This window comes from Serratia sp. UGAL515B_01, assembly GCF_033095805.1.
Lineage (GTDB): Bacteria > Pseudomonadota > Gammaproteobacteria > Enterobacterales > Enterobacteriaceae > Chania.
In genome coordinates this window covers 3,800,771-3,815,763 of sequence record NZ_CP109901.1, presented here as the reverse complement: position 1 = coordinate 3,815,763, position 14,993 = coordinate 3,800,771, and the positions used below count along the sequence as shown (strand labels likewise).

Genomic DNA, 14,993 nt, shown 5'->3' with positions numbered 1-14,993 from the left:
ATAAAACAACGGTCGCGTAAGCGACCGTTGTTTTAACTGAATAAATTCATTAGTGCAGCGCACAACACTGCAGCAAAGGCAGCTTGTGGTGAATGACTTATTGCTGAGCTGACGTCCGCACCTTGGGTAATAAATACAATCAGTGAATCCAACATACTAGACCTCCAGAGTTCGCGACACGATCATACTGCTGCCGTATGCCCTGTAAAGTCTCAATTTGTCTATTTTTTGTGCGCTTGATTGTATTTTTAATCATCAGGCGTGCAAGGATTTACTCCATCCCTAATTCTTTCAGCTTACGTGTCAGGGTGTTTCTACCCCACCCTAGTAAACGAGCTGCTTCCTGCTTATGTCCTTGGGTATGCCTTAGTGCTGTTGTGAGCAAGGTGCGTTCCATTTCCGGCTGTGCTTCTGATAGCAGGTTTTGATGACCGGAACGCAGTGCATGGTCGGCCCACTGTGCCAGCAAAGTGGGCCAACTGTCATGCAGAGTCTGGTGACTAGCCTCAGGCACGCTGGTTTCAAACAACTCTCCTGGCAGATCCTGAATGAGCAATTCTTGCCCGGCAGCCATTACGGTTAACCAGCGACAGGTGTTTTCCAGCTGGCGCACGTTACCTGGCCAGCGTAAACGGGTGAGGGCAGTTTCGGTTTCTGGATGCAGATTCTTTGCCTCTACCCCCAGCTCTTTTGCTGCCATTTGCAAGAAGTAACGTGCCAGACGTGGAATATCCTCACGGCGTTCACGCAATGGTGGTAAATGTACGCGGATAACGTTCAGGCGGTGAAACAGATCCTCACGAAATTTGCCTTCTTGCACGCGCAATTCCAGATTTTGGTGGGTGGCGGCAACAATACGTACATCAACTTTTACCGGTGCATAGCCCCCAACGCGATAAAACTGACCATCTGCCAGTACGCGTAGCAAACGGGTTTGCACATCCATTGGCATATCACCGATTTCATCCAGGAACAGCGTCCCGCCGTCGGCTTGTTCAAATCGGCCTTGGCGGATCTGATTAGCCCCTGTGAATGCCCCTTTTTCATGGCCGAAGAGCTCGGATTCGATCAAATCTTTGGGTATCGCGGCCATATTCAGCGCAATAAACGGCGATTTGGCGCGAGGGCTGTGGCGGTGAAGCGCATGAGCGACCAGTTCTTTACCTGTACCTGATTCGCCGTTGATCAATACGCTAATGGATGAACGGGACAGACGGCCAATAATACGGAACACATCCTGCATTGCAGGCGCTTCGCCAATGATATCTGCAACCGGATCGCTGGCGGGTTGGCTACGAGCGGGTTGCTGTTGTTCCTGATAATGGCTGATGGCTCGTTCTACCAGCGCGACAGCTTCATCAATATCAAATGGTTTTGGCAGATAATCGAAGGCGCCCTGCTGATAGGCACTAACGGCAGCATCAAGATCGGAATGTGCCGTCATTATGATGACCGGAAGCATCGGATGGCACTGTTTGATCTGCTTGAGAAGTACCAAACCATCCATACCTGGCATGCGTATATCAGACAGCAATACGTCAGGGGTTTGCGTGGCTAACGCTGCCAATACGGCATTAGCATTGTCGAAACTGACACAATTCACCCCCGCTCCAGCGAGTGCGCGCTCAAGTACCCAACGGATGGCGCTATCGTCATCAACGATCCAGACTATCCCTCGTTGCATAGAGACCTCGATTTACAAATAGGCAGGTAAACTGAAAACTCGGTGTGTCCTGGCCAACTGTTATATTCAATTTTTCCGTAATGTTGATCGATAAGATTACGGGCGATAGATAATCCTAGGCCGGTGCCTCCTTCACGGCCACTGACCATGGGATAGAAAAGCGTGTCCTGCAAAAGAGCGGGTATGCCAGGGCCGTTATCTTCAATATCGATACGTGCAGCTAGCCTGCAGCGGGTGCCATGCAGAGTGATCTGAAACGCGGTGCGTGTACGCAGTGTGATAGTTCCCCGGTTCCACTGAGCGCCTGCAGCGCATTGCGGGTGATGTTGAGCAGCACCTGTTCTATCTGTTCTGGGTCGTGTTCTAGCTCAGGTAAACTGGGATCGTAATCACGTATGAGTGTAACGTTATCTGGTTTTTCCAGCGATACCAGTTGGCACACACGTTCTATAACCTGATGAATGCTCTGAGTAATGTGCTGACCCGGACGCTGTGGCCCCAGCAGGCGGTCTACTAGATTACGCAGTCGATCAGCCTGTTCAATGATGATTTTAGTGTATTCGGTCAATGCGGGATCGGGCAGCGCTTTGGCCAGTAGTTGTGCTGCACCCCGCAAGCCACCGAGAGGATTCTTGATTTCATGGGCTAACCCGCGAACCAGATCGCGTGCCGCTACCTGCTGAGCATGTTGTAATTGTTCCTGACTCAAACGGCGCTGGTTATCCATAGGGGCCAATTCCATCAGGATAAAGCCTTCAGGAAGCATCTGAGCGGTCAAGGAGAGGATATGTGCACGGTTATCGATGACCAGAGTCACTTCGTTATCAGTAAAGCCCTGGTCAGCATTCATGCTCTCTCGCATCATATCGATGTTTAGCGAAAAGTAACTGAGTAAGTCAGGCAGTGGCGTACCGAAGAGTTTACGAGAGCTCTGTGCGAGAAGCTGTTGCGCAGCTGGATTCGCGTAGTGAACCGCAAGCGTTTCATCTAACAGAAGAACACTGTTGATGAGAGAATTGAGAACCTGCCCCGAGTCGGGCAGCTTGCCAGTTGCCATATGTGCCCTTCATCTTTCAATGCGCAGCGTTATACTCGTCGTACTTCAAGCTGCATGGGTGTTGGCTGCCGCAGTCACTTAGCTGTACCTTTTAAATCTGTTAGGGACAGCGGTATCCTGCACCGTTTTAGTGCACTCATCCTACCTCATTCGTCACTGTCACGGTATGAAATAGTTTTATGGATACTCGTGTTGAGAAAAAAGCCCATCCGAAGATGGGCAGGAAAGTTTCCACGGCAATAAAAACGAAAAGGATTTTAAACGCTGTAGTACAGCTCAAACTCAACCGGGTGTGGCGTCATGCGAACGCGATCCATCTCCTCTTTACGCAGTTCGATGTAAGCATCGATAGCGTCATTGGTGAACACGCCGCCACGAGTCAGGAATTCGCGATCTTCATTCAGGGCCGCCATTGCTTCATCCAATGAGCCTGCAACTTTTGGGATCTCAGCCTCTTCTTCTGGTGGCAAGTCATACAGGTTTTTGTCCATGGCATCGCCAGGGTGGATCTTGTTGATGATACCGTCTAGGCCTGCCATCAGCAGTGCGGCGAAGCACAGGTATGGGTTAGCCGCTGGATCCGGGAAGCGCGCTTCAATACGGCGTGCTTTCGGGCTGGCAACCACTGGGATACGGATAGAAGCTGAACGGTTACGGGCGGAGTAAGCCAGCATTACCGGGGCTTCATAACCTGGAACCAGACGCTTGTAGGAGTTGGTGGTCGGGTTAGCCAGAGCGTTGATTGCCTTAGCGTGCTTGATAATACCACCAATATAGAACAATGCCGTTTCAGACAGGCCACCATATTTGTCGCCAGCGAACAGATTTGTACCGTTCTTGGACAGTGACATGTGGCAGTGCATACCGGAGCCGTTATCACCAAACATCGGTTTTGGCATGAATGTCGCGGTTTTGCCAAATGCGTGAGCCACGTTGTGAACCACGTATTTATAAATTTGGATTTCGTCGGCTTTCTTGGTCATGGTATTGAAGCGGGTTGCCACTTCGTTTTGACCTGCGGTGGCCACTTCGTGATGGTGAGCTTCGACCACTAACCCCATTTCTTCCATGGTTAAACACATAGTGGAACGGATGTCCTGAGAGGAGTCGACCGGTGGCACAGGGAAGTAACCGCCTTTCACTGCCGGGCGATGGCCTTTATTGCCTCCTTCATATTTGGTGCTTGTATTCCAGGCGCCTTCGATGTCATCGATGCTTACGTGGGAACCACGAATGCTGCTGCCGAAACGCACATCATCAAACAGGAAAAACTCCGGTTCTGGCCCAAACAGCACGGTATCCGCGATACCAGAAGCGCGCAGAAAATCTTCCGCACGTTTTGAGATTGAACGAGGGTCACGATCATAGCCCTGCATGGTGCCAGGTTCAAGGATGTCACAACGGATAATCAAGGTAGATTCTTCGAAGAAAGGATCGAGAACCGCTGTGCTAGCGTCTGGCATCAGCACCATGTCAGACTCGTTGATGCCCTTCCAACCACCGATTGAGGAGCCGTCAAACATTTTACCTTCTTCAAAGAAGTCGGCATTTACCTGATGAGCAGGGATAGTGACGTGTTGTTCTTTACCCTTGGTGTCAGTGAAACGCAGGTCTACGAATTTCACTTCATGCTCATTCAGCATCGTCAAAACGTGTTCAGCGGACATACTTAACTCTCCCAGATTTATCATTGTCGTCGGCGTGTGACGGATCTATGGAACTTGGCATCTTTCGCCTTTTGCAGACTAAAGCGAAAACTATGCCAACTTTTTTAAAAGCGATTAATCGTCTATCTGCGCGGGTTTTGCTCCTGAAGTAGTATGCACCATTAGGGATGCAATGCATTATTGTGGTGCAAATAAAGCGATATGGGGCACTGGTGTAGTGCAAAAGTCCTTCGATTGCTGTTTTTTTCACCGTGAAAAGGATCACAAACTGGCCTATATACGGTTGTTTATAAGAGACTGTTGTGATCTTGTTTAGTCCCTCGCTTAATACGTGTACAATAGCGCGCTATTTCTAATGCCTGAGGCAAAGCTGTGATCGAAAATTTGCGTAACATCGCCATTATTGCCCACGTTGACCATGGTAAGACCACCCTGGTTGACAAGTTGCTGCAACAGTCCGGTACTTTCGGAGAACGTACAGAAGCAGCAGAACGCGTAATGGACTCCAACGATTTGGAGAGAGAGCGTGGGATTACCATCCTCGCAAAAAACACCGCCATTAATTGGAAAGACTACCGTATCAACATCGTAGATACTCCAGGGCACGCCGACTTCGGCGGTGAAGTTGAGCGTGTGATGTCAATGGTTGACTCGGTACTGCTGGTTGTGGATGCAATGGACGGCCCAATGCCGCAAACTCGTTTCGTGACCAAGAAAGCGTTTGCTAATGGTCTCAAACCGATCGTAGTCATCAACAAGGTTGACCGCCCCGGTGCACGTCCTGATTGGGTTGTTGACCAGGTCTTTGATCTGTTCGTTAATCTGGATGCTACCGACGAACAACTCGATTTCCCAATCATCTATGCTTCTGCATTGATGGGGATCGCGGGTACTGACCATAACGATATGTCTGAAGATATGACTCCGCTATACCAAGCTATCGTTGATCACGTATCGGCACCGAAGGTTGAACTGGATGCCCCATTCCAGATGCAGATCTCTCAACTGGATTACAATAACTACGTTGGTGTTATCGGTATCGGCCGTATCAAACGCGGTAAGGTCAAGCCCAACCAGCAGGTTACTGTGGTTGACAGCGAAGGCAAAACCCGTAACGGTAAAGTGGGTAAAGTGCTGACTCATATGGGTCTGGAACGTATTGAAGCCGCTGTTGCTGAAGCGGGTGACATCATTGCTATCACCGGCCTAGGTGAGTTGAACATCTCTGATACTATTTGTGATGTCAGCGCGGTAGAAGCATTGCCAGCACTGTCGGTTGATGAACCAACAGTAAGCATGTTCTTTAACGTCAATACCTCTCCTTTCTGTGGTAAAGAAGGCAAGTACGTGACTTCACGTCAGATCCTTGAGCGCCTGAATAAAGAGTTGGTACATAACGTAGCATTGCGCGTCGAAGAAACAGAAGACGCTGATGCGTTCCGCGTTTCAGGTCGTGGTGAACTTCACTTATCTGTTCTGATCGAAAACATGCGTCGTGAAGGTTTTGAACTGGCGGTTTCCCGCCCTAAAGTTATCTTCCGTGAAATCGATGGCCGCAAGCAAGAGCCGTTCGAAAACGTCACGCTCGATATTGAAGAACAGCATCAAGGTTCCGTGATGCAGGCGATGGGTGAACGTAAAGCCGATCTGAAAAACATGGACCCAGATGGTAAAGGCCGTGTACGTCTTGACTATGTGATCCCAAGCCGCGGTTTAATCGGCTTCCGTAACGAGTTCATGACCATGACCTCAGGTACGGGTTTGCTGTATTCTACTTTCAGTCACTACGACGATGTGCGTCCAGGTGAAGTGGGCCAGCGTCAGAACGGCGTGCTGATCTCAAACGGTCAGGGTAAAGCAGTGGCGTTCGCTCTGTTTGGCCTGCAAGATCGCGGCAAGCTGTTCTTGGGCCACGGTGCAGAAGTGTATGAAGGCCAGATCATCGGTATCCACACACGCTCTAACGACCTGACAGTGAACTGCCTGACTGGCAAGAAGCTAACCAACATGCGTGCTTCTGGTACAGATGAAGCGACAACCTTGGTCCCGGCCATCAAGATGTCTCTGGAGCAGGCTCTGGAATTCATCGATGATGACGAATTGGTCGAAGTCACACCAACCTCGATCCGTATCCGTAAGCGTCATTTGACGGAAAACGATCGTAAGCGTGCAAACCGCGGCCCTAAAGAAGCTTAACCAGCTGATTTGACCCGCAATGCTTAGGGCGCGTAGCTGCGCCCTGAGTTTTTTCCTCTGCCTTTCCCTATTTCTGCGGCGTGCTGTGCGCTTTTCACTTTGCTCCCTGTTCAGTTTCACCATTTCCCGTTACAGTAAAATATCACCAGCTCATCAGGAGATGACTATGCTGTATATCTTTGATTTAGGTAATGTGATTGTCGATATCGATTTCAAACGTGTACTCGGTGTATGGAGTAACCTTAGCGGTACACCGCTGGCGATTTTGTCCGAGCGTTTCAGTATGGGGGAAGTATTCCAGCAGCATGAGCGCGGTGAAATCAGTGATGAAACGTTTGCCGAAAAGTTGTGCGATGAAATGGGAATTGCGCTCAGTTTCGAGCAGTTCGCTACTGGCTGGCAGGCGATATTTGTTGCTCTGCGTCCTGAAGTGATCGCCATTATGCATCGTTTACGCAGTGAAGGGCATCGTGTCGTGGTGCTATCGAATACCAATAGACTGCACTGCAATTACTGGCCACAGCACTATCCACAGGTCGCTGAGGCTGCGGATCATATGTATTTGTCACAAGATATCGGTATGCGCAAACCCGACGCCAATATTTATCAGCACGTGTTAAACGCAGAAGGTATATCTGCTGAGCAGGCCGTCTTTTTTGACGACGTGGCGGCTAATGTGGCTGCTGCCGAAGCGTTAGGGATCAACGCGGTGCTGGTTTCCGATCGTCAGGTTATCCCGGCCTACTTTGCTCAATAATAGCGGTGCGTTAAGCTTAAGGCGTGTAACTTGTCATACTTCCTTTAAGTTGTCTGTGCGTTGGTTGTACCCAGTTACTTGGCTCATCTGTAGGCCTCGCCTTTCGGGGCCGCTGTAAGCGGCGTTCAAATCTGTTCCCGACAGATTTGTCACTGTCTTGTTGCCTTTATGCAATTCGAGTTATTTAGAGCAGATATACCCGGCTTTTTTCAACTGTGGCCAACAGCGCTACAATTTGATATCACCAGGGTAGAGACTGACATCAGGAGTGGATATGTTGTTTTTCCGCCGAAAGAAGCTACCATCGATGATCAAGCCCGGAATGACCTTTGGGCGATTGCTGATTAAACGTATTGATAGCGACGGTTTGACCATGCTGGCGGGCCATCTAGCATACGTTTCCCTACTTTCTCTGGTACCACTGATCACCGTGGTATTTGCTCTTTTTGCTGCTTTTCCTGTGTTTACAGATATCAGCATCCAGTTGAAAAGCTTTATTTTCTCAAACTTTATGCCCGCTACTGGCAATGTGATCCAACGCTACTTGGAACAGTTTGTTGCCAATTCCAACAGAATGACCGCCGTCGGTACCTGCGGCTTGATTGTCACTGCACTGTTGCTGATCTCTTCAGTTGATACTGTGCTGAATACCATTTGGCGTAGTAAAAACCAGCGCCCAATCGTTTTTTCCTTTGCTGTTTACTGGATGGTATTAACCTTGGGCCCGTTGTTAGTGGGTGCCAGCATGGCTATCAGCTCTTATCTGTTATCGCTTAACTGGTTTACGCAAACGGGGGTTAACAGCCTGCTTGATGATGCACTACGCATTTTTCCGCTCATGTTGTCATGGGTATCTTTCTGGCTGTTGTACAGCGTGGTGCCAACGGTACGCGTGCCAGCGAAAGACGCGTTAGTTGGTGCCTTGGTTGCCGGGGTACTATTCGAGCTGGGTAAAAAAGGGTTTGCGCTGTATGTCACCATGTTTCCATCTTATCAACTGATCTATGGAGTACTGGCGGTGCTTCCGATTTTATTTCTATGGGTCTATTGGAGCTGGTGTATCGTATTACTCGGTGCTGAAATCACCGTCACGTTGGGGGAATATCGTCTTCATCGGCAACAAAAAGCAGAACAACAGCAAAAACAGGAGCAGGAAGGGTCTTTATGATTGCGTTAATTCAGCGGGTATTAAGTGCCAGCGTTGTGGTTGAAGGTGAGACGATAGGCAAGATTGGGCCAGGTTTGTTGGTGTTATTGGGGGTGGAGCAAGATGATAATGAACAGAAAGCCGAGCGTTTGTGTGAGCGGGTACTTGGTTACCGCATTTTCGGCGATGAGAATGACAAAATGAACCTGAACGTACAGCAGGCTGGTGGCAGCGTGCTGGTGGTATCACAGTTTACCCTGGTTGCTGACACTCAAAAGGGCATGCGGCCAAGTTTTTCGCGCGGTGCTTTGCCGCAAGAGGCTGAAAGATTGTACCGTTATTTTGTAGGTCAGTGCCGTGAGCGCGGTATTGAAACACAGACCGGCGAATTCGCTGCCGATATGAAAGTAGCGCTGGTAAATGACGGGCCGGTAACGTTCTGGCTTCAAGTTTAAGTTAACGAGAGAGAAGGTGTCTATGTATCACCTGAGAGTACCCGTTACAGAGCAAGAGCTGAAAGATTATTACCAGTTTCGCTGGGAGATGCTTCGTAAGCCATTGCACCAGCCTGTGGGATCGGAAAAAGATGCTTATGATGCCATGGCACACCATCAAATGGTTGTCGACGAGCATGGCCGCATTGTGGCGATTGGTCGCTTGTATATTAACGCAGATAACGAAGCGGCTATACGCTTTATGGCGGTTGATCCTGCGGTGCAAGATAAAGGCTTGGGTACGTTGGTCGCGATGACACTGGAATCGGTAGCGCGTCAGGAAGGCGTTAAGCGGGTTGTCTGTAGTGCACGTGAAGATGCGGTGGATTTCTTTGCCAAACTGGGCTTTATCAATCAAGGCGAGATTACCGCGCCGCAAACTACCCCGATCCGTCATTACCTGATGATTAAACCTGTTGCTACGCTGGACGATATCCTCCATCGCCCTGACTGGTGTGGGCAGTTACAGCAAGCTTGGTACGAGCATATTCCACTCAGCGAAAAAATGGGTGTGCGTATAAGTCAGTATACGGGGCAACGCTTTGTGACCACCATGCCGGAGATTGGCAACCAGAATCTGCACCATACGCTGTTTGCCGGTAGCCTGTTTTCATTGGCAACGTTAACTGCGTGGGGGTTGATCTGGTTGTTGCTGCGTGAACGCCATCTTGGAGGAACCATTATTTTAGCGGATGCGCATATCCGTTACAGTAAACCTATCACTGGCCGCCCACGTGCGGTGGCCGATCTCGGTTCGCTCAGTGGCGACCTTGCCCGTTTGGCTCGTGGTCGCCGTGCCCGAGTGCAGGCGGAAGTCGATTTATTTGGTGATGATGACAAAGGCGCGGTGTTTGAGGGCACTTTTATGGTGCTACCTGTCAAGCCGGAAGAACTGTTAGATCAGAATGAGTCAAAATGAACCTTAGCCAATTGGCTGTCGATGGTGCCCATTAGTCCAGCCTAAAGAGGGGTTCGGGGTACCGAACCCTTTTCACTTATGGTAATTGTTGCTCCAGAGTTTGTCCTTCTTTGCTGGTAGCCTGCAGGTGCCCTTGTAATTCATTTTTGAATGGCCTATCACCGTTTAGCAACCCTTTCAGTTGTAATTGCAGATTACCATCCCCCTCCAGTGGGACATGCTGCCAACCCCACTGCTGGAGGGTATTTAATGGTACTGAACGACCATTCAGTGAGAGTGTGAACGGTTTTCCTGGTTGTTGGTTGATATCCACTTTGGCATCCAATAGGCCATCTGGCATAAAGGCGCTCAATTCGGTGATGTTGATTTGCTGCGAGTCCGCTTTTAATGCCAGAGAAGGGCGGCGCATATCGACCTTATTTAAGGTCGCATCGTTACCGTTGAGTTTCAGTGAACCAGACCAGATGCCCCATTGATGGTCTTTTGCCAACAGCAGGTTACTGCCATAACCGTCTAGCGCAGTGATTTGGAAAGGAAAGTTCGGGTTAATATCAATAATCAGATTACGGTTGGTGGTCATCTTGCTGACATAGACCTCTGCCAGCCAGTTTGGTAGCGGTTTCAGCCATAGTGCACGCCAATTGACGGGTAACGTATACTCCAGCCCAGCAACGGCCACCTCATCCAGTTGCAAGCGTTTATCGGCGCGTGACCAACGACCGGTGGCACGCAAAAGCCCACCTTCCCAACGGGTAGAGAATTGTTGAATAGCGATACCGGCTGGTGAAAGCCGCATATTCGCTATCGGATCGATCAGATGAAAATTACCCTTGATGATGTCGGCAGCATTGAAGTTCAGCTCCCCTTCTTCGCTACTCCAATCACCTTGTTGCAACCTGACATTTTGCAGCGACAAATCAAGATCGTTAACAGCCCAGCGGTTTCCTTCCAAGCGGGCATCGATCAGATCGAAGCGTTTTACTGTGATCGGCGGTAATGTTCTGATACGAGACCAGAATTCCTCTATTGTTAGGGGGATTTGTAGACGAACATTATTTAAACGCAGTCGTTCCACCAACCAGCTACCATCAGCCGCTCTGCTGGCTACTCCAGTCAGCGCACCGTGAGCGAGGTCGGCACCGAAGTCACTCAATATCAGTTGATTCTGTTTGATTTCACCCTGAACTAGCACTTGTGAGGCCTGAATGCCGTTCAACGTTAGAGAACCTGCACTGAATTGGAACCTGTTGTTTTCACCAAGCAAATGACCGGCTTGAGGCAGCCATGGAGTAATACCGGCTTTCACTTTCTTGGCATCCAGTTGCCATGTTTCATCACTGGATTGCAGAACCATATTGCTTAACTGCAGAACATCTGCTCGTATCGGGAGAGGCATATCCCGTTTGGTTTGAGTATTGAGGGTGCCATCGCGCAACGTGATACTGTCAAAATAATGAGGTTCAGTGATCTGGCGCAGGCTAAATACCAAGTCAACCTCCTTGGCGGCCAACATTTGCGGTTGTTTGGCCGGTGAGAAGGCAACACCCTCCAAGCTTATTTGGCCAGGATTACTCCATGAGTGAGAGATTTTTTCTACCGACAGATGGTATTCACTGTTAGCACTGATCCAGCGGCTTAGCCAACTGGCTGCCCAACGAGTTTGTCCCAAAAAGTAGGACAGCACGACAGCAAAGACTATCAGCAGCAGCAAAGTTAGAAGTAGTTTTCTGATAAATCTCATCGTGTTAATCCATGGCGGTCAGAAAAGATACCCTTTTTATGCCGCAATTAGCCAGCCAGCTCAAGTGCAATAGCCTGAAAGGCAATAAAAAAGGCCGATGGCGGTTTGCTATCGGCCTGTAGCACTCAAATTGAAAAGCTTATTTCTCTGGTGGGAAAAGTAGGTTCAGTACAATAGCGGTGATACCACCCGCAGCAATACCCGAAGAAAGCAGGGTTTTCAACCAGTCAGGAGCGAACTGTAGGATCAAGGGTTGTTGGGAGACCCCCATACCCACAGCCAGCGAAAGTGCCATGATCATGATCGCTCGGCGGTTCAATGGTTCGCGCGAAATGATACGCACGCCGGAAGCGGCGATGGTACCAAACATGACGATAGTCGCCCCACCCAGTACGGGTTCAGGGATATGTTGTACAAAACCGGCGACTGCCGGGAACAACCCCAGCACGATCAGCATAAGAGCGACGACAAAACCCACGTATCGGCTGGCGACACCTGTCAGTTGGATCACACCGTTGTTTTGGCCGAAACAGGAGTTCGGGAAGGTATTGAACACGGCAGATAGCATTGAGTTCAAACCATTCGCCAGTACACCACCCTTGAGACGGTTCATATACAGAGGGCCACTGACGGGTTGTTCAGATACGTCGGAGGTGGCAGTGATATCTCCAATGGTTTCCAATGAGGTCACCATAAATATCAACATGAGTGGCAGCAGCAGGTTCCAATCGAAACCCAAACCATAATACAGCGGTGTAGGAAGAGTAATCGCACTCTGGGAGATTGGCTGTGTTTCCGGCAGCATGCCCGTTGCCCAAGCCAGCAGATAACCCACGGCCATAGCAATGACTAGCGATGCAACGCGTAGGTATGGGTTGCGTTGGCGGTTAAGTAAAATAATAACGACCAGCACAGCACCTGCCAGCAACAGATTCTTGGGCGCGCCGAAAGTATGGTCGTTCATGGCTGCATAGCCGCCACCAATAGAGGTTAATCCTACTTGTATCAAAGACAGGCCAATGATCATCACCACAATACCTGAGACCAGTGGAGTGATAATACGGCGTGCCAGATGAAGTACACGTGACAGCAGAATTTCGGTACAAGACGCTACCATCAGTGTCCCAAACAGCGCAGCCATCATGGTTGGTACGTCTGCGCCCCCGTTCTTCAATGCCAATCCGCCCATAATCAAAGGAGAAACAAAGTTGAAGCTGGTTCCCTGAATAGATAACAACCCTGAGCCTACCGGCCCCCAGGTCTTGATTTGTAGAATGGAAGCTAGGCCGGAAGCAAACAACGACATACTAATGATGTGCTGCGTATCTTGCGCGGATAAACCTAATGCTTGGCAAATCAGCAGTGCCGGGGTGATCACGGCGACGAACATTGCCAACAGGTGCTGACTAGCGGCAAACAGCGTTTGCGGCAGCGGTGGGCGGTCTTCCAGACGATAAATCAGGTCACTGGCATTTTGGCTCGTTACTGATGCCTTTGGTGTGGCATCGAGCTCTGCGGATTGAGTGGACATGGTGTAGCATTCCCTAAACGGCAAAGAAGGCATTTTAATGATCCATCTCACAAAAGCAAACGGTTGCGCATTAATGTGTTTACCGCAGACAATCTGACAAATACCACGGTTTTTGCATTTTTAATTATTATGAGTAGTAGGTTAGATTAATATCTATACCCAAAATAATTCGAGTTGCTTGTAGGTGGCAACTGAGCGAAGCCCCAGGAGCTTACTCAGGTAAGTGACTGGGGTGAACGGAGGTAGTCAACACCCAAGCAACTTGAAGTATGACGAGTATATCTCTTTACTGTATCTGAGTTTTGCTAGGCAGTGCCCCTCAATGGCCCCAGCCCGAAGGGGCGCGTCCCAGAAGCCTGTTCTCTGTGTTTCGGGTTTGAACAGATGGCAACTCTGCCCTTCCCCCCCACCTTGATAACGGGCTTGTGGGTCTGCGACGGCACCACGGGCAATTGAGGGACACAGCCTGGTGGCCGGGGTGAATCCCACCCTTTGTACTCTTATGTGGGTTAGCTAAAAGTCTGATTAGATTTATGGTTTATAATTAATCACATATTGATTCTAAAATGGGGTAATTGAGATGTTCCATCTCGATACTTATGGCACTTTAGTTGCAGCCACGCTGGTTTTGCTGATTGGAAACAAAGGTATCCGCACCATTCCTTTTCTGAGAAAATATACTATTCCCGCTCCCGTTGCCGGGGGACTGCTCGTAGCATTGCTGCTACTACTACTGAAAAAAACCATTAACTGGGAAATCAGCTTCGATATGTCGCTCAGAGATCCCCTAATGTTGGCTTTTTTTGCCACTATCGGTCTGAATGCCAATCTGGCGCGTTTGCGTGCAGGAGGGAAGGCACTGTTTATATTCCTGTTTGTGGTGCTTGGGCTGCTGGTGGTGCAAAACGGTATTGGTGTTGCCATGGCGAAAATGCTGGGTCTGGACCCTCTAATGGGGTTGATCGCAGGCTCGATCACGCTTTCTGGTGGTCATGGTACAGGCGCTGCTTGGAGCAAAGTGTTTATTGAGCGTTATGGTTTTGAGAATGCGACAGAAGTCGCAATAGCCTGCGCTACTTTTGGTCTGGTTCTAGGGGGGCTCATTGGTGGCCCGGTTGCACGCTATTTGGTGAAACATTCCTCAACCCCTGAAGGGAGGCCGGACGACAGTGTACAGCCGAGTGGTTTTGAAAAGCCGGAAAGTGGCCGTCTGATTACCTCATTGGTTATGGTGGAAACCATTGCCATGATCGCTATTTGCCTGAGTGTTGGCCAATTTATTGCCGAATTATTGAAAGGTAGTGTGTTTGAATTACCTATTTTCGTTTGCGTGCTGTTTGTGGGAGTGATCCTTAGCAATTCGCTGTCGGCTACCGGTTTCTACACCGTTTTTGAACGTGCGGTTTCGGTGTTGGGTAATGTCAGTCTCTCGCTGTTTCTGGCGATGGCATTAATGAGTCTGCGCCTGTGGGAACTGGCTTCTCTGGCACTGCCGATGCTGGCTATTCTAGCCGTTCAGACTTTGGTGATGGCACTGTATGCGATTTTTGTGACTTACCGCGTCATGGGCAAAAATTATGATGCCGCCGTGCTGGCGGCCGGGCATTGTGGTTTTGGGATGGGGGCAACACCTACAGCTATTGCTAACATGCAGGCGATTACCGATCGTTTCGGCCCTTCCCACTTGGCTTTCCTTGTTGTGCCAATGGTTGGTGCATTCTTTATCGATATCGCCAATGCGATTGTAATTAAGCTGTATCTGTTGCTACCAATGTTTGGCTGATTTGCATGGGAGATCCT

General features: G+C 49.6%; 11 protein-coding genes and 1 pseudogene. 6 read left to right on the top strand and 6 right to left on the bottom strand.

Annotated features, from left to right (window positions below; translation table 11 throughout):
- Positions 1 to 32: 32 nt before the first annotated feature.
- The 4 genes and pseudogenes from OK023_RS17190 to glnA all read right to left on the bottom strand — a co-directional run bounded on the left by OK023_RS17190 (position 33) and on the right by glnA (position 4,408).
- The gene (locus OK023_RS17190) at positions 33 to 155 is read right to left on the bottom strand and encodes a YshB family small membrane protein (protein WP_317693854.1); all 123 of its coding nucleotides are present in this window, start codon (positions 153 to 155) and stop codon (positions 33 to 35) included.
- A 116-nt stretch (positions 156 to 271) separates the two neighbouring features.
- On the bottom strand, positions 272 to 1,684 hold the full coding sequence (gene glnG / locus OK023_RS17185) for a nitrogen regulation protein NR(I) (RefSeq protein ID WP_317693853.1): 1,413 nt from the start codon (positions 1,682 to 1,684) through the stop codon (positions 272 to 274).
- Positions 1,669 to 2,741, bottom strand: a pseudogene (glnL, locus tag OK023_RS17180) (nitrogen regulation protein NR(II)). Before glnL ends, glnG begins: the two are co-directional and overlap by 16 nt.
- Positions 2,742 to 2,998: 257 nt before the next feature.
- Positions 2,999 to 4,408, bottom strand: coding sequence for a glutamate--ammonia ligase (gene glnA / locus OK023_RS17175; RefSeq protein WP_317693852.1), 1,410 nt, complete (start codon positions 4,406 to 4,408; stop codon positions 2,999 to 3,001).
- A 372-nt stretch (positions 4,409 to 4,780) separates the two neighbouring features.
- Between glnA and typA the strand changes: the two genes are divergently transcribed.
- From typA to fabY, 5 genes are all read left to right on the top strand, one after another.
- Complete coding sequence (typA, locus tag OK023_RS17170) at positions 4,781 to 6,604, top strand: ribosome-dependent GTPase TypA (protein ID WP_317693851.1); 1,824 nt, start codon at positions 4,781 to 4,783, stop codon at positions 6,602 to 6,604.
- A 166-nt stretch (positions 6,605 to 6,770) separates the two neighbouring features.
- A complete protein-coding gene (gene yihX / locus OK023_RS17165; protein ID WP_317693850.1) occupies positions 6,771 to 7,361 on the top strand; it encodes a glucose-1-phosphatase in 591 nt (196 codons plus the stop codon).
- A 274-nt stretch (positions 7,362 to 7,635) separates the two neighbouring features.
- Positions 7,636 to 8,529, top strand: a complete 894-nt coding sequence (locus OK023_RS17160; RefSeq protein WP_317693849.1) for a virulence factor BrkB family protein — start codon at positions 7,636 to 7,638, stop codon at positions 8,527 to 8,529.
- The gene (gene dtd, locus OK023_RS17155) at positions 8,526 to 8,963 is read left to right on the top strand and encodes a D-aminoacyl-tRNA deacylase (RefSeq protein ID WP_317693848.1); all 438 of its coding nucleotides are present in this window, start codon (positions 8,526 to 8,528) and stop codon (positions 8,961 to 8,963) included. Before OK023_RS17160 ends, dtd begins: the two co-directional genes overlap by 4 nt.
- Positions 8,964 to 8,985: 22 nt before the next feature.
- On the top strand, positions 8,986 to 9,921 hold the full coding sequence (fabY, locus tag OK023_RS17150; RefSeq protein ID WP_317693847.1) for a fatty acid biosynthesis protein FabY: 936 nt from the start codon (positions 8,986 to 8,988) through the stop codon (positions 9,919 to 9,921).
- A gap of 76 nt (positions 9,922 to 9,997) precedes the next feature.
- Here the strand turns inward: fabY and OK023_RS17145 are convergent, their stop codons facing one another.
- Both OK023_RS17145 and OK023_RS17140 read right to left on the bottom strand, forming a co-directional pair.
- The gene (locus tag OK023_RS17145; protein WP_317693846.1) at positions 9,998 to 11,662 is read right to left on the bottom strand and encodes an AsmA family protein; all 1,665 of its coding nucleotides are present in this window, start codon (positions 11,660 to 11,662) and stop codon (positions 9,998 to 10,000) included.
- Between the two features lie 139 nt (positions 11,663 to 11,801).
- Complete coding sequence (locus tag OK023_RS17140) at positions 11,802 to 13,193, bottom strand: uracil-xanthine permease family protein (protein WP_317693845.1); 1,392 nt, start codon at positions 13,191 to 13,193, stop codon at positions 11,802 to 11,804.
- A gap of 580 nt (positions 13,194 to 13,773) precedes the next feature.
- On the opposite strand from OK023_RS17140, the gene gltS reads away from it, so the two are divergent.
- On the top strand, positions 13,774 to 14,976 hold the full coding sequence (gene gltS / locus OK023_RS17135; protein WP_317693844.1) for a sodium/glutamate symporter: 1,203 nt from the start codon (positions 13,774 to 13,776) through the stop codon (positions 14,974 to 14,976).
- The last annotated feature ends 17 nt before the right edge of the window (positions 14,977 to 14,993 follow it).